The sequence below is a fragment of the Sphingobacterium sp. UBA1897 genome (assembly GCF_002337775.1).
GTDB lineage: Bacteria > Bacteroidota > Bacteroidia > Sphingobacteriales > Sphingobacteriaceae > Sphingobacterium > Sphingobacterium siyangense.
Genome location: NZ_DDGR01000007.1, coordinates 375532 through 397051, shown reverse-complemented (window position 1 = coordinate 397051; position 21520 = coordinate 375532). Strand labels below are relative to the sequence as shown.

The 21520-nt window shown below is 39.3% G+C and carries 20 protein-coding genes; 9 read left to right on the top strand and 11 right to left on the bottom strand.

Translation table 11 applies throughout. The features are described from left to right. Positions 1-45 precede the first annotated feature (45 nt). Positions 46-1368 carry an NYN domain-containing protein gene (locus B4N43_RS06995; RefSeq protein WP_286733745.1) on the bottom strand — a complete coding sequence of 441 codons (1323 nt, stop codon included), beginning with the start codon at positions 1366-1368 and terminating at the stop codon, positions 46-48. Between the two features lie 412 nt (positions 1369-1780). After that, entirely contained in the window at positions 1781-2575 is a 795-nt protein-coding gene (locus B4N43_RS06990; RefSeq protein ID WP_286733744.1) for a helix-turn-helix domain-containing protein, read from the bottom strand. Positions 2576-2664: 89 nt separating this feature from the next. Between B4N43_RS06990 and B4N43_RS06985 the strand changes: the two genes are divergently transcribed. Continuing rightward, positions 2665-3873 (top strand): CynX/NimT family MFS transporter, encoded by a 1209-nt coding sequence (locus B4N43_RS06985; RefSeq protein ID WP_286733743.1) that lies wholly within the window; start codon positions 2665-2667, stop codon positions 3871-3873. 84 nt (positions 3874-3957) lie between these two features. Here B4N43_RS06985 and B4N43_RS06980 read toward each other — a convergent pair whose 3' ends face one another. Beyond that, positions 3958-5817, bottom strand: a complete 1860-nt coding sequence (locus B4N43_RS06980; RefSeq protein ID WP_075991922.1) for a CocE/NonD family hydrolase — start codon at positions 5815-5817, stop codon at positions 3958-3960. Positions 5818-6454: 637 nt separating this feature from the next. On the opposite strand from B4N43_RS06980, the gene B4N43_RS06975 reads away from it, so the two are divergent. From B4N43_RS06975 to B4N43_RS06950, 6 genes are all read left to right on the top strand, one after another. Next, complete coding sequence (locus B4N43_RS06975) at positions 6455-7783, top strand: inositol-3-phosphate synthase (RefSeq protein WP_075991923.1); 1329 nt, start codon at positions 6455-6457, stop codon at positions 7781-7783. Between the two features lie 182 nt (positions 7784-7965). Further along, on the top strand, positions 7966-8676 hold the full coding sequence (locus B4N43_RS06970; RefSeq protein WP_088160995.1) for a nucleotidyltransferase family protein: 711 nt from the start codon (positions 7966-7968) through the stop codon (positions 8674-8676). 13 nt (positions 8677-8689) lie between these two features. After that, positions 8690-9574 (top strand): hypothetical protein, encoded by an 885-nt coding sequence (locus B4N43_RS06965; protein WP_232475744.1) that lies wholly within the window; start codon positions 8690-8692, stop codon positions 9572-9574. Then, complete coding sequence (locus B4N43_RS06960) at positions 9555-10508, top strand: CDP-alcohol phosphatidyltransferase family protein (RefSeq protein WP_088160997.1); 954 nt, start codon at positions 9555-9557, stop codon at positions 10506-10508. Before B4N43_RS06965 ends, B4N43_RS06960 begins: the two co-directional genes overlap by 20 nt. Then, a complete protein-coding gene (locus tag B4N43_RS06955) occupies positions 10498-11487 on the top strand; it encodes a lysylphosphatidylglycerol synthase transmembrane domain-containing protein (RefSeq protein ID WP_088160998.1) in 990 nt (329 codons plus the stop codon). The genes B4N43_RS06960 and B4N43_RS06955 overlap by 11 nt, the downstream gene beginning before the upstream one ends. Before the next feature lies 1 nt (position 11488). Then, positions 11489-12196, top strand: coding sequence for an HAD family hydrolase (locus B4N43_RS06950; protein WP_145328579.1), 708 nt, complete (start codon positions 11489-11491; stop codon positions 12194-12196). Here the strand turns inward: B4N43_RS06950 and B4N43_RS06945 are convergent. The 7 genes from B4N43_RS06945 to B4N43_RS06915 all read right to left on the bottom strand — a co-directional run bounded on the left by B4N43_RS06945 (position 12179) and on the right by B4N43_RS06915 (position 18937). Beyond that, positions 12179-13069 (bottom strand): AraC family transcriptional regulator, encoded by an 891-nt coding sequence (locus B4N43_RS06945; RefSeq protein ID WP_088161000.1) that lies wholly within the window; start codon positions 13067-13069, stop codon positions 12179-12181. The genes B4N43_RS06950 and B4N43_RS06945 overlap by 18 nt on opposite strands. Before the next feature lie 2 nt (positions 13070-13071). Further along, positions 13072-13752 (bottom strand): M15 family metallopeptidase, encoded by a 681-nt coding sequence (locus B4N43_RS06940; protein WP_201664938.1) that lies wholly within the window; start codon positions 13750-13752, stop codon positions 13072-13074. A 124-nt stretch (positions 13753-13876) separates the two neighbouring features. Next, positions 13877-15946 (bottom strand): polyphosphate kinase 1, encoded by a 2070-nt coding sequence (gene ppk1 / locus B4N43_RS06935; protein ID WP_286733737.1) that lies wholly within the window; start codon positions 15944-15946, stop codon positions 13877-13879. A 247-nt stretch (positions 15947-16193) separates the two neighbouring features. Next, positions 16194-16571: a hypothetical protein gene (locus tag B4N43_RS06930; protein WP_145328575.1), complete on the bottom strand. Its 378-nt coding sequence runs from the start codon at positions 16569-16571 to the stop codon at positions 16194-16196. A 9-nt stretch (positions 16572-16580) separates the two neighbouring features. After that, entirely contained in the window at positions 16581-17159 is a 579-nt protein-coding gene (locus B4N43_RS06925; protein ID WP_075991932.1) for a DJ-1/PfpI family protein, read from the bottom strand. A gap of 78 nt (positions 17160-17237) precedes the next feature. After that, a complete protein-coding gene (locus B4N43_RS06920; protein WP_153847414.1) occupies positions 17238-17801 on the bottom strand; it encodes an NADPH-dependent FMN reductase in 564 nt (187 codons plus the stop codon). Between the two features lie 188 nt (positions 17802-17989). After that, positions 17990-18937 (bottom strand): 1-aminocyclopropane-1-carboxylate deaminase/D-cysteine desulfhydrase, encoded by a 948-nt coding sequence (locus B4N43_RS06915; RefSeq protein ID WP_286733731.1) that lies wholly within the window; start codon positions 18935-18937, stop codon positions 17990-17992. A gap of 18 nt (positions 18938-18955) precedes the next feature. On the opposite strand from B4N43_RS06915, the gene B4N43_RS06910 reads away from it, so the two are divergent. Continuing rightward, entirely contained in the window at positions 18956-20002 is a 1047-nt protein-coding gene (locus B4N43_RS06910; protein ID WP_088161005.1) for an RluA family pseudouridine synthase, read from the top strand. Positions 20003-20021: 19 nt separating this feature from the next. Next, complete coding sequence (locus B4N43_RS06905) at positions 20022-20888, top strand: aminotransferase class IV (RefSeq protein WP_088161006.1); 867 nt, start codon at positions 20022-20024, stop codon at positions 20886-20888. A 33-nt stretch (positions 20889-20921) separates the two neighbouring features. On the opposite strand, the gene B4N43_RS06900 is transcribed toward B4N43_RS06905, so the two are convergent. Then, complete coding sequence (locus tag B4N43_RS06900; RefSeq protein WP_145328573.1) at positions 20922-21497, bottom strand: NADPH-dependent FMN reductase; 576 nt, start codon at positions 21495-21497, stop codon at positions 20922-20924. Positions 21498-21520 lie beyond the last annotated feature (23 nt).

Sequence of the window (21520 nt, the reverse complement as noted above, 5' to 3'; positions counted from 1 at the left end):
GTCCTATCACCCTATTAAAGCGAGAAAAATAACCCTGAATAAGATTTAAACGGATTTATTTTGAAGGCTAAAGCTAACTTCATTCAGTTTGATCAGTTGTATTTGTATTCCTTCTGCAAGACCAAGCTGCGTAGCGGCTTCTTTTCCCAGTTTAAGTACATGAAATCCTCTGCCTCGGTAGGTAAAATTGCATTCATATTCTCCGGCATTGATCATAATCCTTAATTTTTGGGATTTAGTGGGAAATAAAGGTTTGAATTCTTTTGTAATCCTTATTTGCGATTTCTTAACATCATCTGCAGTAATCTTGTTGCCCTCTGAAGGAAAAAGCATGCTTGTCGGTGGTGTCTGTACTGTGGAGGCTTGGGACTCGGCGTTTTGCTCCTGAATTTCCTGAACTTTTGGAGCCTCATTTTGTATCGGTTCAGAACTTGTTTTATCCTGACGTTTCTTCTCTTGGCGCCCTTTCTTTCTATTGTTTTGATTGGCAGTTTTTCCCGTAGTTTCTGTAGGCTGTACGGAAGGAATAGGAGTAGAAGGAGTTTTGTGTTCAGTTTCCACTGCTGTAGCGGGGCTGGCCATTGCTAAAGGCCGTTTAATGATATTACGGATGTAGTAGTGTTTTATGCGCGATTTGTCGGTGTTTCGCTCTTCAATTTCAAAATCTTCCTTGTAGGCTTTAAAAAGGTGGGACATCTTGTCGTATCCGTAATTTCGCGCATCAAAATCAGGTTTCCTTTTATTGAAAAGACTTCCGATTTCCCCTAGGAAAGCCCAGCCATTTTCATCAGCTGTATCATCGACAGTGTCTTTTAAAAGTTCCAGGGTTTCTTCATCCAGTACCGCTATACTTGCCGGGTTGTCAACCGGGGCGGGTTTGGGTTGATTTTGCTGTTTTTTCTTTGTGACTGTTTCTTTCTTTTGATTTTTCTCGAAAATTTCCACATAGATAAACTTGTCACAGGAGGCGATAAAAGGCTTAGGTGTCTTTTTCTCACCTATACCGATTACGAGCTTGCCTGATTCCCGGAGGCGGGTGGCCAAGCGGGTGAAGTCGCTGTCGCTCGATACAATACAAAATCCGTCCACTCTGTCCGAATGCAGAATATCCATGGCGTCAATAATTAATGCGGAATCAGTAGAATTTTTGCCTTGGGTATAACTGTATTGTTGTATGGGGGTAATCGCGTGAGTAAGAAGTTTGTCCTTCCATTTTTCAACATAAGGGTTGGTCCAGTCTCCGTAGATGCGTTTGATGGTTGGAATCCCATATCTTTTGACTTCATTCAAAATCTCTTCGATCTTTCGATAAGATACATTATCCGCATCGATTAGTATTGCGATTTGCAAATCCCCATGTTCTGCCATATATGTTTAGATTATTTTTTCAATATTTGAACTCTTTTCTATTCGCCTGACCTTTCTCATCCGAATATATTCGTTAAAAATACAGTATTGTTAAAGAATTTCTTGAATTTTTTAAGAATTAATTTGAACGCTATTTTTTGGGAACATGCGATTAGTTGCTTTTGTTTGGGCCTAAGGGGGAAATTATTGTGTTTGCGGAGCAGTGAAATGATTTGAGGGACGGTGAAAATAAATAAAAAAAGGTTTTCAAACGGGGAGAATGAAAACCTTAAATAACCAATTATAAACCTAAATTATGATGATACAAAGATAGTGTAAATATTACACCTGTGCAACTATTCGTTACTATTTTTTTAAAATGTCTTATATTTTGTAGCCGCACAGCTACAAACGGCCTGTAGCTGTGCGAAAACTAGTCCATCATGAAACTCGAAGGTCTATATTTCATCACAGCATAAAAGCTATTGGTGAACGCTTGTACGCTTTTATAACCGACTTTATACGCGATTTGGGAGATGGTGAATTGTTTTGTGCTAAGAAGTTCCAAACTCTTGATAATGCGGAGTAACTGCTGATATTTTGCAAGTGTCATTCCGGTTTCCTTTTTAAAAAGGCGCTCAATAGTTCGGAGCGAAAGATTGGACAATAGGGCAATCTCGTCTAATGTGAAGGCTTCTGTGTAATGGTCATGTAGGTGATTTAAGACGGCTTGAAGTCTATTCTCCTGAGGAAGGGTGATCCCAAGTTGGAGCAATTGTGCCGCAAAATAGGGGAGTTCATGGAGTAAAGCACCCAAGAAAACTTTTTCATGTTTATCTTCTTCAATCAATTTCGACCATTTTTCACAATACAAAATCATTTCCCGTAATACTTTAGGCGCAGAAAATAGCTGTACCTGACTGAAAAACAACTGGTCTTGTGCGCCGTCAAATTGTGGAGTATCAAAAAAAAGTACCATAAGCTTGATGCGTTCAGAGTGGGAGTTGGTCTTATGTACTGCACCGGAGGGAATCCAGGCAACGTGATTTTGGGGGAGTAAATACATTTTTCCTGCGACGGTAAGGTATTGGAAACCCTGTTCGACATAAATCAGCTGGCCTTTGCGATGACTGTGCAACTCGTTGTCGTGTATCCAGTTTTCTTCAAACCAGACAAAGGTTGATTTCTGGATGCGTTCAATTGTCAATGTATGATTTGTTTGATCCATGTCGTTTTAAATTAAATTAATGGCAAATTTAATTAAAATTTCAGGTATATCTTTGCAGGCGATCATTACATGTATAGCGCGATTTTATTATGAAAGAAAATATAAAAGTATCCACAGCTGTTTCTTGGACCTGGTTATCCATATTGGTTGTTGTTATGGTCTCAACCAATCTGCGGTCGCCAATTACAGCCGTTGGCCCGGCACTGGGGCAAATCAGTGAAGATTTACAATTAAATAGTTTTCAAAGCAGCCTATTGACGGCAATTCCCCTTTTTATGTTTGCGAGCTGTTCTGTCGCAGTAAGTCGATATTCGCATAAACTGGGCATGCATCGTTTTTTATTGTTTGGTTTAATGCTGTTGAGTGTAGGGATTGTGCTTCGGGTCTGGGGCAATATGCCAACGCTGTTTGTGGGATCTTTTTTAATTGGACTTGGGATCTGTGTGGGCAATGTCGTTACACCTGGCTATATAAAAACCAGTTTTCCAAAGCAGATTGGGCTGATGACAGGGATTTTTGCGGTAGCAATGAACCTGACTGCGGCTTTTGCTTCGGGTTTTAGTTTACGATTGGGTGAATGGACCGGTCTTGGGTGGCAAGGCTCACTGGGTGTTTGGGTGATTTTAGCCTTGTTATCACTTATAGTTGTTTTTTTTGATGGTTTAGGCCGAAAGAAAGCTCAAGGTATTACTGAAAATAGACAAGCGACAAGTGGAATCGGGCATATCTTTAGGTCAAGATTGGCCTGGTATATCAGCCTATTTATGGGTATTCAGTCCCTGATTTACTACAGCTTGATTTCTTGGTTGCCCAACGTATTGGTCGATTATGGGATGCCAAAGGAGGATACGGGCTGGTTGCTGTTTTTGATCCAAATTGCCATGATTCCCATTATGTTCATTGGACCTATTTTGGCTCATCGGATGAAGGATCAACGTTTAATGGCAACTGCTGTTGCGATAGGCATGCTTGGAAGTATCTTTATATTCTGGCATTATAAGCTTCAGGGAATTTATGTTGCCGCCATATTGTTGGGACTTTCCAATGGACTGTCTTTCAGTTTGTCTATTCTCTTCTTTACCCTGCGGGCTAGATCAACGGCAAATGCAATCAAAATATCGGGCATGGCGCAGTCTGTTGGCTATTTTATTGCGGCTTTTGGTCCGCCGGTCTTTGGTAGGCTGCACGAAATAGATGCTACCTGGAATTACTCGTTCTACTTTTTGGCGGGGAGTATCGTACTTTTATTATTTGCGGGATGGAAGGCCGGAGAAGATACGTATGTAGCGGAAGATTAAAGATAAGGCTACATCAGGCATAGGTGTTTAGCTGATGTAGCCTTATTCAATTAGCTCTTAAGCGCTGGCTTTCGAATTGACCTGTTAATCTTTGAGGACAGAAAATTCGATGTATGTGGCATTGTTCACATCGTGAAAAATACGTTGGGTGGCTTTACGGAAGTCAGCTTTGGTGGCTGTATAAGACGGTAAAAATACCTGTGGATTTCGTTCTGCTAACGGAAACCATGAGTTTTGTACCTGAACCATAATGCGATGTCCTTTTTTGAAGGTATGCGCAACGTCTGGCATTTCAAAATTAACCTTTTCGACCATACCTGGAGTCAAGGCCTGTGCTTTATCAAAACCATTTCGGTATTTCCCCGCCATGATCTCACCACGTACCATCATTTGATATCCAGCCATTGTTTTTCCTTGATAACTTGCAGCATCGTTCGGGTATACATCAATCAGTTTGACAACATAGTCCGCGTCTGTTCCTGTTGAGGAGACTTTGAGGAAGTTTTTGATTGGGCCTACTATCGTCAGATCCTCCGTCAACGGTTCCGTTTGATAAACCATGACATCAGGGCGACTAGCTGCGAAACGCTGATCATCTACCATATACTCCCGTGTTCGGTTTTGAATTAACCCACCTTGATGCGGAACAGGTTTATTAGGGTCTGTTACATATTCATCCCAGGAATCTGTACGTTGAACTTTGTCAAATCCAAGTTTCCCCTGAGGTTGGAAGTATAGTTTTTTTGTCTCTACATTTTTTGGCGGCCATTGTTCGAAATGTTTCCATTCGTTGCTGCCTGAGACAAAAATGTTAGCTTCGGAAGGTGCGAAGTTTCCTTCATCTTTTAGGTAATATTTGAAAAACGGTTGTTCAAATTGCTCCTGATAAGTAATACTGGTTTTTTTCTCAAATTGGATATCACCTAAATAGTTTCCTTCTGCACGAACCCAGCCGCCATGATACCAAGGTCCCGCGACTAAAATCGAGTTGTTTTTTTTGCTTTTATCCTCAATCGATTGGTAAGTCTTAAATGTTCCATAAGCATCTTCCGCGTCAAAGAAACCACCAACCACCATCACAGCTGGTTTTACCTCCTGTAAAGAATTGGTGATCACACGCGATTTCCAAAAATCATCATAGTCGGGATGTTTAAACAGGTCATTCCAAAATTGTACGGAGTCACCAAAATACTTTTCTTTGAGTTCCCGCGCTGTTCCTGCTTCTGCAAAAAAGTTATATTTATCGGCTTCTTTGATTTGAATTTTGCCCTTAAATTGATCTGGTGTGATGGGTTTTGGACGTGGGACACCAAAGGTTGACATGAATGTAAATGCATCCTGAAGAAACAATACGCCATTATGGTGGAAGTCGTCGCCGATAAACCAGTCTGTTACGGGAGCCTGTGGGGAGACTGCCTTCAAGCTCGGGTGTGTTTTGACCAATCCGACGGTAGAATAGAAGCCTGGATAGGAAATCCCATAGAGCCCGGCTTTGCCATTATAGTTTTTGAGATTTTTCTGTAACCATTCAAGCGCATCATAGGTATCCGTACTTTCATCGATTGCTTTTTTATCTTTGCTGTAGGTGGTCGGACGAATATCTTCAAAATCACCTTCGCTCATCCACTTGCCACGGACATCCTGATAAACGAAAATATAACCTTCACGCATCATTTGGGGAAAGTTTCCCAAGCTTTTTTTGTATTCGTTCTGCCCATAAGGAGAAACCGTGTAGGGTGTTCTATTGAGTAAAACTGGATATTTCTTGGATTTGTCTTTTGGACTGTAGATCGCAGTAAATAATTTCTTCCCATCTCGCATGGGGATTGCTACTTCGGTCTTTTCATAATGATCTCTAACATAAGCCGAGTCGGCAGCTGTTTGAGCATGTAACTGGCTTGCGCTTAAAAGCGCTAAAGTTAGGCACGAAATTGTATTTTTCATTCAGATAATTATTTGTTCAGTACATTCTTTGGTGTAAATTATAATTTTACACTTGGGTTCATTTTTTGCAATGCTATGGATACTCTTATGCACCTTGGGCGCTATGCGATACAGTTAAATTTGTCATCGCGTTATCGTTTGGCAGACCATTTCTCCAGCTACAATGAGCGGATCAACAGCTGCTGGTTTATAAATTGAACGATAGATTCATTGCGTGTATTTAGATTTTAGGCTAAAGTTAGTGCTACTAAAACCATTTTCCAATTTTATTGTCATATTTATAGCGAATAGAAAAAGAAAAATTGACCAATTTTTGAGAAAGAAAAACTTTTTTTGGATTGAATTTGGATTAGTTTTCGAATCTTAATATATTGAGTAAAATTAAGGAGAATTATTTTTTGGGTTAACAGCTTTAGCTAAAAACGTTAAATTTCAATCAGATGGATTAGTAGAACACTAAATAATAATTCATTTTCAGATTATTTTTTTAGGTTTCGAATGGGGTTTGTATTGGTATTTGTCACGATTTTATAAATTAAGTGGGCAGTGGTATGAAATATGTTTTTTTAAGCTAATTTTAAGAATTATTTTATCATAATACATCAATTAAATAACAATTTAAGTATATAGAATTAATATGGGACAACAAGTGAAAGATGCCAATGGAAAATTGGGTATTCTTATTCCGGGATTAGGTGCTGTGGCTACAACATTAATCGCTGGTGTGGCATCTATAAACAAAGGTTTTTCAAAACCAATCGGATCTGTTTCTCAATTGAGCAGAATCCGTCTGGGTAAACGCACTGAGAACAGAAATCCATTAATTAAAGATTTCGTCCCTTTAGCAAAATTGGAAGATGTTGTTTTTGGTGGATGGGACGTATATGAGGATAACGTATACGAGGCTGCATCAAATGCACAGGTATTGGAGCAAGGCCAATTGGATGCTGTTAAGGCTGAATTGGAGGCAATCCAACCAATGAAGGCTGTGTTTGACCGTAATTTTGTGAAAAATTTGGACGGAACGCACATCAAATCTGAAAAAACTCGCCGTGAATTGGCAGATGCCGTACAACGTGATATTCGTGAATTTAAAGAGAAAAACGGATTAGACCGTGTTGTATTGGTATGGTGTGGATCTACTGAGCGTTATATTGAAACAAACGAAGCTTTTTCAACTTTAGCTAAATTAGAGGAAGCATTAGACAATGATGATCAACGTATTCCACCAAGTATGATCTATTGTTATGCGGCATTGAAAGAGGGAGCTCCTTATGTAAATGGTGCACCAAATTTAACATGTGACGTTCCTGCTATTGTTGAGTTGGCGCATGAAAACGGTGTGGCAATTGCAGGTAAAGATTTTAAAACAGGTCAAACATTGATGAAAACAATTGTGGCACCTGGTCTTCAAGCGAGAGCTTTGGGTGTTGAAGGTTGGTTTTCGACGAATATCTTAGGTAACCGGGATGGATTAGTATTAGATGATCCTGAAAATTTCAAAACAAAAGAGGTCTCTAAATTATCGGTATTGGAAGAAATTCTGGATGCGAAAAAGAACCCTGAGTTATACGGTGATCTTTATCATAAAGTACGTATCAACTATTATCCTCCACACGGCGATAATAAAGAATCTTGGGATAACATCGATATCTTCGGTTGGTTGGGTTACAAAATGCAGATTAAGATCAATTTCTTGTGTCGCGATTCAATTTTAGCTGCTCCGGTTGCGTTGGATTTGGCTTTGTTTATTGATTTGGCTCAACGTGCGGGTATGTCTGGTATTCAAGAGTGGTTATCATTTTACTTGAAATCTCCTCAAACCGCTCCGGGATTACCTCCTGAACACGATATCTTCAAACAATTGATGAAATTGCAAAATACATTGCGCCACATTATGGGTGAAGATTTAATCACACATTTGGGATTGGATTATTACCAGGAGCTAGTAGATAGTATTCAATAAATTACCTTAATAAGAGAGGGGAAACAATTGTTTAAAAACAATTTTTCCCCTTTTTCTTCAAAATCCTTACGATATTGAAGATTTGTGATATAACCCTCTGTAGACTTTTGCGCTTACGAACGCTGAGATAGTGACGGGGGTTTTGCTTTTTTATAAATGATTTTATTTTGCAATTAAAAGAAATGGAATTTGCAATTATAGCGGCGGGAGAAGGTTCTCGATTGCGAAAAGAGGGATTTAATTTACCGAAACCCTTGCTACCATTACATGGAGTTCCATTAATTGAGCGATTGATTCGCGTGTTTGTTAAAGAAGGGGCGCAAAGAGTTCATGTTATCATCAATAAACAATCTCCGGAACTGAAATTGTTTTTGGAAAAAACAACGTTTGAATTACCTATTGTACTTATAGAGGAAGATACTGCAAGTTCATTGCATAGCTTTGCCTTGCTTGTCAAAAATAACCCCGATTGGTCGTCCTGTTGTCTGACAACAACAGATACGGTTTTTAGACCACATGAATTTCATGCCTATTTGGAGGCATTCCAGCAACATCAACATGCCGATGCTTTTATGGCAGTCACTCCTTTTGTCGACGATGAGAGTCCGCTCTATGTGAACACAAATTCACAGCTTCGGGTGGAAGCTTTTCTGGATACAGCGACCGCAGAAACGAAGTATGTTTCTGGCGGAATTTATTGCTTCCGAAAAGCAGCTATGGATTGTGCATTAAGCTCCGTTGAAGCCGGTAATTCCAGAATGCGTAATTTTCAGCGTGCTTTATTGAAAAACGATTTACAAGTAGAAGCATTTGTATTTGACAAGGTGGTCGATATTGATCATTTAAAAGATCGTGTCGTCGCGGAACAATTTTTGAGTGAGGAGGTTAGTTAGTAAAATGAGCGATATGATTTCTATTTTAGGCGTAACTCGAAAAAATCGCTTTTCACCCAACCATGTGGGGAATGATGCCGCTATATTTAATGAAGTAGTTTTAAAACTGACTGAAAAAGGTGCTTCGGTGGAGGTGTGTAATGAAGATGAATTTTTGTCTTCATCATCCCTGAAGCAGGATAATATTCTGACTATGGGGAGAACAAAGACTTTAGTGAAAAAGTTGCAATCTCTTCAAAATAATGGGATCAATGTCTTGAATTCAGGATTTGGAATTGAAAATTGCTTTCGGAAAAACATGACCCTTAAGCTTTTAGAAGGTGGAGTTCCTTATCCGAAGAGTATCGTGATCTCTACCGTTGCAGATATCCAATCTATTTTTGAAAAACTGAAAGGAAAGGGTGTATGGATCAAACGTGGCGATTTTCATGCGATTCATAAGGAAGATGTTACCTTTGCTGCAAGTCTGAAAGAAGCGCAACATATCTTGAATGAATATGCACTTCGTGGGATTAAAGAGGCTGTGATTTCTGAACATCTTGCCGGAGACTTACTCAAGTTTTATGCAGTGCGGGGAACGGATTTTTTCTTTTATTTCTACCCATATGAACACAATCATCACAAATATGATTTGTATGAACAAATTAATGACGAGGTAGTGCATTTTCCTTTTGATCTCGACAATCTAAAAGAAGTTGCCAATCGTGCTGCGGAAGTCCTGGATGTACATATCTATGGCGGCGATGTGATTATTGATGCAAATGGAGACTTCCATATTATTGACTTAAACGACTGGCCAAGTTTTGCGCCATGTCGGGCAGAGGCCGCTGAGGCCATTGCTCAAATGGTTTACCATAAATTTACTGAAAAGAACCACAATGCAGAAAGAACAAGTTAATGTAATCGAAGAAGATAATTTGAGTGCATTCGAACAATCTTTAAAATCTAATGATACAGAAGAGCGAATTGATATTTGGTTTTATCGACCTATAGGTTATCGTATCGCGCAAGTCTGTGCCAAAATTGGTATTACACCCAACGCTGTGACAATTATTAGTATTTTCTTTGGCGTTGCGGCGGGTATTTTATTCTATTACCCTGCATTATGGATTAATGTGATTGGCATGCTTTTATTGGTTTTTGCCAATTCTTTAGATAGTGCCGATGGACAGCTGGCAAGAATGACAGACAATAAAAGTCGCTTTGGTCGTATCTTGGATGGTTTTGCCGGAGATTTTTGGTTTGCTTCTATTCATATTGCGATCTGTTTACGCAGTATTAATGAAGGATGGCCACAATGGCTATGGGTATTCTGTGTACTTGCAGGTGTATCGCATATGCTTCAGTCGGCAATGGCTGACTATTATCGTAATGTACATTTGTATTTTATAAAAGGTAAAGCCGGAAGTGAGCTGGACAATACACGTGATTTGAAAGTTGACTATGATGCCTTGTCTTGGCGCAAGAATTTTTTCAGCAAATTTGTGCTGAATGGCTACATGGGCTATACACGTAACCAGGAAAAGCTTTCTCCAAAACTGCAAAAGCTGCTGCATATTGTGAAGAGTCGTTATAAAGATGAATTGCCAAAACAATTGATGGTCGACTTTAGAACTCAAAATAAACCATTGATGAAGTATACAAATATTGTACAGTTCAATACAAGGGTGATTTTCCTATTTGTTTGGTTGTTTATCGGTCAGCCTTGGATTTACTTTTTCTTTGACATGTTTGTCCTAAATCCGATATTGATATACATGTGTAACCGACAAGAAAAAGTAAGCGGTTATTTTGTTGATAAATTAACAAATGATCCAACTTATGGGGAGTAAGATCTATAAAGTACTCTTTATGCTCATCGGTATAGGTACACTGGCCTATATGATTCAAGCAATGGGAATTGATGAGATTTGGAACAACCTCGAAAAAATTGGCTGGTGGTTTTTGCCCGTCCTCGGTAGCTGGGCAGTACTCTACTGGATGAACGCAATGGCATTTAAGGCAATTATTCAGGAACCCGAATTGCCGCAGACAGATGTACCCTTTTGGAAGGTCTTACAATTGACAATATCGGGGTACGCCATTAATTATATAACGCCATTTGTTGCATTAGGTGGTGAGCCTTATCGTATTATGGAGCTTAAAAACTATGTCGGTGGTTCGAAGGCAGGTTCTTCCGTGCTGTTATACGGTGTCATGCACATTTTGTCGCATATTTTATTTTGGGTCGCTTCTGTTTTTCTAATTCTTTGGTTCGTACCGGCAAGTACAATGGTTGATGTGGCCTGTGCTGTGATTTTTGTGATGGCTATCATTTGTACTTGGCTATTCACGAAATTTTATAAGAAGGGAATTACAGTTTCACTATTGAAGGCTTTGTCTAAACTACCTTTGGTAGGCAAAAAAGTTGGTCATTTACTGGAGACGAAGTATGAAACGTTGAATGACGTCGATCAGCAGGTGAAAAACCTCTTTCAAAATCGTCGCGATCGCTTCTATACGGCCCTTTTTTGGGAATTTGTCGCACGTGTTGTGGGCTGTTTTGAGATTTATTTTATTGGTTTAGCCTTAGATATCAATATTGATTTTATTGATGCTATGATCATTAGCTCGGGATCTTCTTTATTTGCCAATCTTGTTTTTTTCTTTCCAATGCAATTGGGAACGCGGGAAGGTGGATTAGCAATGGCTGTGATGAGTATAGGATTGCCTGCGAAAGTCGGTATTTTTATGGGTGTTGTGACACGAATTAGGGAAATTGTCTGGATTATGATCGGTTTGGGGTGGATGAGTTTAGTAAAAAAGAAATAACATGAATAAGTTTAATATTAAAGGGATTATTTTTGATTATGGTGGAACCTTAGACACTAACGGAGGCCACTGGGGAGCTGTTATCTGGTCGGGTTATGAAAAATATCAGGTTCCTGTAAATTTGAACGCTTTTCAGGAGGCCTATACCTACGCGGAACGTCAGATGGCTTTACAGCCTATCATTAAGCCGCAGTTTAATTTTTTAGAAGTACTTGAAGCAAAGCTCAATGTACAATTTGATTATCTTATTGCTGCAGGGTACGACCTAGATCGCTCATTAGCTCATAAAATAGCCTTTGACGGTTATTCGCTGGCAAAGAATACCGTTGAGGAGGTAAAACCACTGTTAAATTCACTTCATGCAAAATATCCAATTGTCATGGTGTCCAATTTTTATGGTAATTTAAAATCAGTACTTGACGATTTTGGTATCCTGCCTTATTTTCAGTCTGTTGTGGAGTCTGCTGTCGTTGGTGTACGCAAACCTGATCCTGCAATTTATGCTTTAGGTGTGACTGAAATAGGTCTTCCTGCGCAAGAGGTATTGGTTGTAGGTGATTCCTATAGTAAAGATATGGTACCTGCCAAAGCCGTTGGCTGCCAGACCCTATGGTTGAAAGGGCAGACTTGGGGCGAGGATAAATTGCAAGATACTTCAGCTGCAGACCAGCAATTTACAAGTATCTTTGATTTAATCGACTTTGTTTAAATAAAGATTCTGACGAAATTCTTTAGGCGAGATTCCAACATTTCGCTTAAAGAATTTACCAAAAAAGGATTGATCCGAGAAATGCAATTTCACCGCAATTTCTCCGATGGAACGCCCCTGGCAAAGTAACGATTTTGCTTCCTCCACTAAGACATTCTGAATAAGTTCTATCGCTGATTTTCCGGTTAGTTCCTTCGTAATTACGGATAGGTGTTTCGCTGTGATACCAAGTTCCATCGCATAAAATTGCACCATGTGTTCTTTATGAAACGACTTTTTGAGGAGCAAATGGAAATTGGCAAGTATCTCTCTTTTTCGAGAGGGAATAGCTGGTGTATTTCGCATATTTTGGCTTCCTAGACGGGCTATTTCGCAAAATAATATTTCCGTTAATGACTTTATAATCTGATTTTTGAAAAGATAGCTAGCCCCTTGTCGATCGTAATGAATAAACTGTTTAAATAAGTTGGATAAGTTAGTTGAATCTTGGTTTGATAGCGACCAGATGTAGCTGTCATTTAAGGCAAGAGACTTTTTGGTGACCTCGAAGAAATCCTCCTGGAAATCCAGTTTGAAGCTAAAATCCAGCGTAAAGAAAATCAAATAAACCTCACAATCCCAAGACTTGACGACCGAAGAGCCATTAACTCGCGAAGAAGGATTGGTCAACAATAGGTGATTTTGAGCAACTTGTACCCGTTCATTATTAATGATGAAGGAAGTTTCACCTTTTTTTATTAAACAGAGCGAATAGAGCTCACCTTTCGATAAAATGTGCTGCTGCTCGGAACTAAAGACGGGTTTTGATTTGTTGCCTTTAAAATGAAAGACATAAAAACCCTTGTTTTCGATGGGAGTTTCCTTTACAGACATGTTTATTTTACGATAAAATCAAAATAGGTTTTACGATAGGGTTCATCTTGCAAGGTGTAATGCCACCATTCCTTATCATAAGCTTTAAAGCCAAATTTAGCCATCGCTTCTTTTAAGATCTTTCGGTTCTCTTTCTGTTGGGCTGTCAGATTCGCGTATTGATGATGTGAGACTGCGCCGAAAAAATCAAAAGGTCCACCCATGTCAATCTCTTTCTGATCTTTTAAGCTAATGAGCGTTAGATCTACTGTACTGCCCCGGCTGTGGCCCGATTTGGAGGCAATAAAGCCTAGATTAAACAAATTCTTCTTATTGATAAGCGGGTAGAACTCCTTTTTTGCGATGGTATCATTGGTGTTTAAGGACCATGTTTTAAAGTTGTCAACAGCACGTTGCGGGCGGTAGGCGTCGAATATTTTCAAGCCAAGGCCTTTTTTATTTAAATGGTTCTCGACTTGCTGTAGTGCTAGCGCTGCGCGTTTAGTTAAAATAGCGACTGGTTTTTCATAACCTTTAATCGGCCTTCCGGTGAAGTTGTGACTGCCAAAATAACGCATTTCTAAGCTTATTGTAGGGATAATGTCCTTGACGTATACAAAATCTGAAGGCATGATCTTTTCCTGCCCACGGAGGCAAAGTGTGAAAAGGCTTAAGCCAAATGTAAGACACAAGTTGAATTTCATGGAATGAAGATACAACTTGTGTCTTAATTAATATAATAAAAACGGAGATTCTCGTCTGTATCAATAGGTATAAAACCCAGTTGGGTTTATGGATCAATTTGGGCGCCTATTGATAAACAGGCCGCTAATGATCAGCTAATTTTTTTTTCAGGTAATTGTATATTTCTATCTGTGAACGACATGGTGCCTCTTTATTCTCGACGTAATGATTGCTCAGGGAATTATTGAGTATCCGCGCTTTGACATTATCTTTGAGCTGGATTTGAAGCATTTCTTTTAAATCCTCCTTGATTTTTTTGCTTGTTATTTTTACTGCGGCTTCAATACGATGATCCAAGTTTCTTGTCATCCAGTCCGCTGAGGAAATAAATAGCTGCTCTCGACCAGCATTATAAAAATACATCACACGTGCATGCTCCAAATATTCATCTACGATTGAAATGGCGTTCATTTGCAATTTAAACGTTTTTTGATTTGTTGCACAGTAGATTCCTCGGATAATAAGATCTATTTTGACACCAGCTGTTGCTGCGTCATAGAGCTTTTTAATCATCTCTTTATCGCTGAGCGAATTTACCTTGACAATGATGTATGCTTTTCGGCCAGCCTTTGCTTCGGTAATTTCCTGGTCGATGTAGTGTAGAAGTTCTCTACGCATATCCGTTGGGCATATCAAAAGGCTTTTGCAATTTTTGATAATGTCAGCCGGATTTGATTTGGGTCGTCTCAGGTAATTGAAAACCTTATTTATATCGGCAATAACGTCCCTATTACTCGTTAAGAGGCAATAGTCTCCGTATAATTTCGCCGTTTTCTCGTTGATATTTCCTGTGCTGACAAAACCATATTGCATCGTTTTCATCCCAATACGTTTTTTTATCACACATAGTTTTGCATGGACCTTTTTATTTGGGATACCGGTAAGTACTTTAATGCCTTCGAGTTCAAGTTTCTCTTTCCAGTCCAAATTGTTTTCTTCATCAAATCTTGCACGAAGTTCAAGCATCACGGTGACTTCCTTTCCATTGCGGGCTGCATTAATCAAGGCATTTGCAATTTTGGAATTGGAAGCTAAGCGATATGCTGTAATCTGGATCGTTTTTACATCGGGATCCATTGCTGCTTCCCGAAGTAAATCGATGATCGGTCTAAACTCATGATATGGAAAGGAGAGCAGCACATCTTTTTTTAATATAGTATCCGTTACACGTTCGTAGTTTTTGAAATAAGGATGTGGAAAGGACGTTCGTTCCAAGGGCTGATTGTAGGATTTAAACACATTGGGAAAATCCATGAAGTGTTTGAAGTTGTGTATTTTTTGTCCTGGAATGATGCTGTCTTTTTTTGAAAGGTTAAGTTTCTTGATCAGGAATTCGACCAATTTATGGTCCATCTCTTGATCAAAAATAAACCGGGTCGGTTTACCTTTTCTTCTGTTTTTTACCCCTTTGCTTATCTTCTCAACCAGCGTCGTGTTGATATCATTGTCAATGTCAAATTCGGCATCTTTTGTTACTTTAAAGACATGTGCATTGAATACATCAAAACCGAAATAGGAAAATATTAATGGAAGATTAAACTTGATAACATCCTCCAAAAGTATAATATGCTTTTCATCTTTTGGCGAAGGTAATTGTACGAAGCGTCCATTTTGACTGGTCGGGATTTCGATGAGTGCAAATTTGGTTTCATACTGCCATTCCTGTTTTCCCATCGCAATACCCAAGTAAAGGCTCTTATCCCGAATATAGGGCATAGGTCGTATATCGTCCAATATCAAAGGAATGACGTTCGATTCCACCTCATCCTGATAATAGTCGCTCACAAACTTTTGTTGTTCGGGATTCAGTTCCTCACTGGTCTTAATATAGACATTCTGTTTGGCCATATCTTTTTGGATACGATTCCACGTACTGTCAAATTTCTTTTGCTGCTTGATTACCCGGATATTGAGCTCTTCCAATATGAGCTGTGGGTCTTCGTAGAAGGATTGGTTGGCACTTTTGTCTTTCAGGTCTATAGCCCGTTTTAGACCTGCAACACGTACACGGAAAAATTCATCGAGGTTATTGGAAAATATACCTAAAAATTTGATTCTTAGGGGTAAAGGGACCGTCTCGTCCGCAGCTTCCTGTAATACTCTGCCATTAAAGCTCAACCAACTAACGTCTCTAGGAATAAATTTTTTCGACATAACTAAATATACGTAAATTTAAAAAGCAAAACTATAGCTCTACAGGGGATAATCGAACTTTTTTGTGTTAAAGAATTATTAAGTTATTTTTAGTTCATGTGTGTAGACCGTAGTTTTAAAGGTGCATTTTTGACACTGCTCTTCTTTCCTGGAAATAACCGCTACAAGGTGCTGCACTGCATGGTAAAAAAAATCCCCCAAAGGTCTATTCGGACTTTGGGGGATATGTCATTATGTTTGGTTTCGTCTATTGCTTCTTTCCGTACTTTTTGGAAATTTGAATCGCTTTGTATTTCGTTGTGTCAAAATGTGGCGTGTCAATTGACAAGCTTGTCGGATAAGGAGCACTTCGATCGAAGAAATACACGGTTGTTGTACTTCCGTAATCATTAACAGGCATTAAGTCAAGACAGGCAGAATAATCCGCATTCAACAGGTCGCCTACAGTAACGGCATAAATGCGTATGATACCACCTTTATTTTGTTCATTTCTGACGAAAGCGACTTCCTTAAAACCTCCCGGTAGATCTTCAATACTTTTCTGATTGAAGCTATCTTTTAAAATAAAACCCAACAGCACTAAAATCGGTATGACCAAAAGCCATAGCCTTTTATTCTTCTTCATTAAAAATACTTAAATTGTAATTGTTATACCTAATAATTTGTAAAACTCTTTTAAAATTGCCTGGTGTCCTGGCCAAGCAGGAGAGGTGACCAAATTGCCGTCTACCACCGCTTGATCCGCAGGGATATTTTTCCATGTGCCACCCGCTAGTTCAATGTCGGGACCCACAGCAACATAAGCTGTCAAAGTGCGACCTGCGAGTACTTTTGCAGCTGTCAACACTTGGATGCCATGACATATTGCTGCCACAGGTTTATTGTGCTCAAAGAAGTGTCTCGTAATCTCCAAAACACGTTTGTTGAGTCGAATATATTCTGCCGATCGTCCTCCAGCAATATATAAACCGTCATAATCTTCGACATTGACCTGGTCGAAATCTTTATTGATTGCGAAATTGTGCCCGCGCAGTTCTTTATAAGTCTGATCACCAGTGAAATCATGCACTGCTGTGGGAACTACATCTCCGCTTTTGCGGTCCGGAGCAATTGCATCTACCGTTAATCCTATTGAACCCATTGCTTGAAATGGAACCATTGCTTCGTAATCTTCTACAAAGTCTCCTACAAGTAGTAATATTTTTTTTGCCATATCAAAAAACCTCTTTTAATAGGTTTTCAATTTACATATTAAAAGAGGTATTCGCAACGATTATTTGTTAATCTTTTGTTAACCTTGCACGGCTAATTTTTCGGCAAGTGCACGTTTTGTTTTACGTACTTTAGCTTCTAATTGACTTCTTAAAGTGGGATCGATAATACCTTTACCTTCTTCAAAGTTTTTGTGGAATTCAGGAAGGGAGAAGGAGTCTAATATATCGGCGCCATCCCAAGTGATTCGGTTTACAGCAGTGTTCAATACCGTGGCACCTCCCATCGGACCAGGTGCAGTAGCCAATAAGAAAACAGGCTTGCCATTGAATAATTTGCGGTTAGGAATACGCGAAACCCAGTCAACAATATTTTTGTAAGCTGTAGTATATGACCCATTGTGTTCGGCTAAAGAAATCAAAAGGAAATCTGCCGCATCCATTTTAGCTGCAAAGTCATGCGCCAATTGTGGAATCCCCAACTCGACTTCTTTGTCGTAAGAATAGATCGGCATTTCAAAATGGTTTAAGTCTAGCAATTCAATGATATCGTCTGCTTCTTTGTAGTATTTGGAAGTACTTGTGACGAACGTTTTGTTGATTGAGTTTTTGTTGCTTGTTCCTGCAAATGCTAATATTTTCATCTTTATATCATTAATTTATGAGGTGTTGAATAGGGGCAAAACTACCCCATACTGACCTCGTTTTTACCTTTAGAAAATCATGATTTTCGCATGTTTTCGCTATGTTTTATTTTAAAATCTGGTCAAACTTACGATATAATTGCTGAATAAATGTCAATCAAATGTCTCTGTACGGCGTTCTAGCGTATTTATTGATGTAGATCAATAAAATTAAAACGTTCGTACATACCAAGCAGGCCTGTAAGTCCGCCAGTATGAATAACGAGTACCTGATCTGTGGGGGTAAAGTAGTCCTTTTTGATCAGATCATCTACGGCATAAAGTAATTTGCCGGTATAGGTGGGTTCGATCATGATTCCTGTCGCAGCTATAAAATGCTGCACAAAGGCGAGCAAGTCGGTATTTGATTTTGCATAACCACCAAAATGATAATCAAGATGTAAAATAGGAGGGGTGATGTTGGGGTAAAGTTGATCGACTTCCTCCTGAATAAAACCTCCATTTTTTAAAACAGGTATGCCGTGTACGCGGGTAAATAGATCTCGTTTTTCTATCGCATTGGCTATTCCAGCTAATGTTGTTCCTGTGCCGCAGGCGGTAAAAATATGCTGGTATTCATGTTGGAGTTCATCAACGAGTTCGGAGCAACCTTTTGCTCCTAGCATGCCGTAACCACCCTCGTGTATATAGAACGTCGTTGGATCCTGACCAAAATAGGTGTTGTATAAATTTTCTTTATCTCGGTAAGATTCGCGGTCGACGTAAATGAGCTGCATCCCAAAAAGGCGGCACATTGCTAAAACAGGGTTGTTAACCCCTTCTTCACCTCGAACAAAAGCGGTTGTTTTAAACTTAAAGGTAGCTCCGGCGCAAGCGGTAGCTAAAAGATGGTTGCTCCATGCTCCACCAAATGTGACAAGATGATTTTTCTGAAGCTGCAGGGCTTCTTCCAGATTATATTTTAACTTTCGCCATTTATTGCCTGAAATAAACGGATGTATGAGGTCATCGCGCTTAAGTGTTACTTTAATATGCTTCTTCTCCCAGGCTGGGAGGCACAATTCAGTTTCGGGGCTATGGATTTTGAAGGGCAACATAACATTAAATGAAAACAAATTTAACGAAAATTGTTTCATTTGGTTTATTTTTGTAGCATGACAGAACAAATTGGATCGCAAGATCAGGAAGAACAAGAATTATTTGAGCATCTACGTATTGAGGTGGATAAGGGACAAGCATTACTCCGCATTGACAAATACCTGATGAACAGGGTGGAAAATGCGACGCGGAGCAAAATTCAGCATGCTATTGAAGCAGGTTCTGTCATGGTTAACGGTAAGGAGATCAAGGCGAGCTATAAGGTTAGACCTGATGATGTGATTACATTGGTGCTACCTGATCCACCACGGGATAATGAAGTTTATCCAGAAAACATTCCATTGGATATCAAATACGAGGATGACGACGTGCTGATTGTGAATAAAGAGGCGGGTATGGTCGTGCATCCAGGATATAATAATTATACGGGAACCTTGGTAAATGCATTAACGTATCATATCCAGCAGCTGCCACAGCTTCCAGGAAACTCCGATCGCCCAGGTTTAGTGCATCGAATCGATAAAGACACTTCCGGACTATTGGTTATTGCTAAAAATGAAAAATCAATGGCCTTTTTGGCAAAACAGTTTTTCGATCACAGCATTACCCGTAAATATATTGCATTAGTTTGGGGTGATTTAAAAGAGGACGGAACAATTACAGGTTATATTGGACGTCATCTAAAAGACAGACGCATTATGGCCATGTATGATAGCGAAGATAAAGGGCGTTGGTCAGTGACACATTACAGCGTTTTGGAGCGACTGGGCTATGTTACTTTAATTGAATGTCAGTTAGAAACAGGGCGTACACACCAAATTCGTACGCATATGCAATCTATTGGTCATCCGTTATTTAATGATGCAATGTATGGTGGAGATAAGATTTTAAAAGGTACCGTATTTTCAAAGTACAAGCAATTTGTGGATAACTGTTTTTCATTACTGCCACGACAAGCCCTTCATGCGCAAGTATTGGGATTTATCCATCCTTCTACAAAAGAAAATATGTATTTTGAGGTACCATTTCCAGAAGATTTTCGTTTAGCTTTAGAAAAGTGGCGCGGATATGCGGCAAATTCAATGGCTATAGAAAATGATTAAAATTTAGAACAAAATTAAGATGCCAACAAACTATATCAATTTCAATGGCAGTGTAGTGCCGGAAGATCAGGAAATATTTAGCATTGAGAATAGAGGTTTCCGTTATGGGGATGGATTATTCGAAACGATGCTGTATAAGGATGGTGATATCCGCTTTCTAAATTTTCATGTCGAGCGTTTACAGAAAGGAATGGAGTTGATTCATTTGGATGATGCGAATCTATTCGATGAATTTTTTATTCGTTCGAGATCCGAAGAATTAATCCGTAAAAACAATATGTTGGGGCAGCAGGTTCGTATCCGATTGATCGTGTTTAGATCTGGAGGCGGATTGTATAGTCCAACAAGTAATAAACCTGGTTTTGTTTTGCAAGTGCAGCGCATAGAACCCAATCTTCGCGATAAGAAGGTCGGTTTGATTGTAGGACTTTACAATGAATTCAAAAAACCGTATAGCGATCTTTCAAAGATTAAATCTTTAAATGCGCAGATTTATGTGTTGGCTGGCATCTATAAAAAGAAAATGGCTTTTGATGATGTATTGATTCTAAATCAGGAAGGTTATCTATGCGAATCCTTGATTTCAAATATCTTTGTCTACTATGAAAAGGTACTTTATACACCAGCGTTATCTGAAGGATGTATTGAAGGAGTAATGCGCCGGGTAGTCATGGACATGGCACAGGATGAAGGTATAGAGGTGGTTGAGGCACAGATAAGCCCCGAAATCATGAAACGGGCAGATGAGATTTTCTGTACCAATGCTGTACAGGGCGTACAATGGGTAATGGGCTATAAGCAAAAGCGCTATTTCAATAAGATATCGCGGATCTTGCAGGAAAAATTACAACATTGGAACTATGACGTCAGTGATGAACAGGACTAGAATAATTTGATTATACATACAAAAGGGCGGGATTTAATCCTGCCCTTTTGTATGTATAATTCGCTCAGCCCATTGCTCAAAGGCATTTTTAAAGCTGCGTAGAAAATCTTTGGTTTTTTGTGATTCAATAGTCCCGTTGGGTCCAATACATGTTGTTATACTACCCAAATAAGCTTCGGGTTGCTGCATCGTTAAGACATTGACGAAGACCAGTGATTGACGTAAATGGTGGTTGGCGCCAAAGCCACCGTAAACTCCCGTTGATGAAGAAATTATTGCGCCAGGTTTGCCATCCCATTTATTTTTTCCATAGGGTCTTGAACCCACGTCAATCGCATTTTTTAAAACTGCAGGAATGGAACGATTATACTCTGCAGTAATAAAAAGTACAGCATCCAGAGAAGCGACCTCTTTCCGAAATCGCACATAGCTCGGAGGCGGATTTCCCACATCGTCAAAATCCTGATTATATAGGGGAAGCTCGCTGATATCGATTATGCGATAGCCAAATTTAGATTCCTCTTGCTCAAGAATAAACTGCGCAATTTTTTTGTTGTAAGATTCCTTTCGTAAGCTACCAACCAATATTCCTACATTATATATACTCATTGTGATTAGTTCATTAAAGTCTG

What these genes read in the sequence shown, in the direction of transcription:
- B4N43_RS06945 (WP_088161000.1), bottom strand. Translation starts at nt 13,069, where the DNA reads ATGTCTGTAAAGGAAACTCCCATCGAAAACAAGGGTTTTTATGTCTTT.
- B4N43_RS06915 (WP_286733731.1), bottom strand. Translation starts at nt 18,937, where the DNA reads ATGAAACAATTTTCGTTAAATTTGTTTTCATTTAATGTTATGTTGCCC.
- B4N43_RS06940 (WP_201664938.1), bottom strand. Translation starts at nt 13,752, where the DNA reads ATGAAATTCAACTTGTGTCTTACATTTGGCTTAAGCCTTTTCACACTT.
- B4N43_RS06970 (WP_088160995.1), top strand. Translation starts at nt 7,966, where the DNA reads ATGGAATTTGCAATTATAGCGGCGGGAGAAGGTTCTCGATTGCGAAAA.
- B4N43_RS06995 (WP_286733745.1), bottom strand. Translation starts at nt 1,368, where the DNA reads ATGGCAGAACATGGGGATTTGCAAATCGCAATACTAATCGATGCGGAT.
- B4N43_RS06985 (WP_286733743.1), top strand. Translation starts at nt 2,665, where the DNA reads ATGAAAGAAAATATAAAAGTATCCACAGCTGTTTCTTGGACCTGGTTA.
- B4N43_RS06965 (WP_232475744.1), top strand. Translation starts at nt 8,690, where the DNA reads ATGATTTCTATTTTAGGCGTAACTCGAAAAAATCGCTTTTCACCCAAC.
- B4N43_RS06960 (WP_088160997.1), top strand. Translation starts at nt 9,555, where the DNA reads ATGCAGAAAGAACAAGTTAATGTAATCGAAGAAGATAATTTGAGTGCA.
- B4N43_RS06925 (WP_075991932.1), bottom strand. Translation starts at nt 17,159, where the DNA reads ATGGCAAAAAAAATATTACTACTTGTAGGAGACTTTGTAGAAGATTAC.
- B4N43_RS06900 (WP_145328573.1), bottom strand. Translation starts at nt 21,497, where the DNA reads ATGAGTATATATAATGTAGGAATATTGGTTGGTAGCTTACGAAAGGAA.
- B4N43_RS06920 (WP_153847414.1), bottom strand. Translation starts at nt 17,801, where the DNA reads ATGAAAATATTAGCATTTGCAGGAACAAGCAACAAAAACTCAATCAAC.
- B4N43_RS06980 (WP_075991922.1), bottom strand. Translation starts at nt 5,817, where the DNA reads ATGAAAAATACAATTTCGTGCCTAACTTTAGCGCTTTTAAGCGCAAGC.
- B4N43_RS06930 (WP_145328575.1), bottom strand. Translation starts at nt 16,571, where the DNA reads ATGAAGAAGAATAAAAGGCTATGGCTTTTGGTCATACCGATTTTAGTG.
- B4N43_RS06950 (WP_145328579.1), top strand. Translation starts at nt 11,489, where the DNA reads ATGAATAAGTTTAATATTAAAGGGATTATTTTTGATTATGGTGGAACC.
- B4N43_RS06990 (WP_286733744.1), bottom strand. Translation starts at nt 2,575, where the DNA reads ATGGATCAAACAAATCATACATTGACAATTGAACGCATCCAGAAATCA.
- B4N43_RS06975 (WP_075991923.1), top strand. Translation starts at nt 6,455, where the DNA reads ATGGGACAACAAGTGAAAGATGCCAATGGAAAATTGGGTATTCTTATT.
- B4N43_RS06955 (WP_088160998.1), top strand. Translation starts at nt 10,498, where the DNA reads ATGGGGAGTAAGATCTATAAAGTACTCTTTATGCTCATCGGTATAGGT.
- B4N43_RS06910 (WP_088161005.1), top strand. Translation starts at nt 18,956, where the DNA reads ATGACAGAACAAATTGGATCGCAAGATCAGGAAGAACAAGAATTATTT.
- B4N43_RS06905 (WP_088161006.1), top strand. Translation starts at nt 20,022, where the DNA reads ATGCCAACAAACTATATCAATTTCAATGGCAGTGTAGTGCCGGAAGAT.
- ppk1 (WP_286733737.1), bottom strand. Translation starts at nt 15,946, where the DNA reads ATGTCGAAAAAATTTATTCCTAGAGACGTTAGTTGGTTGAGCTTTAAT.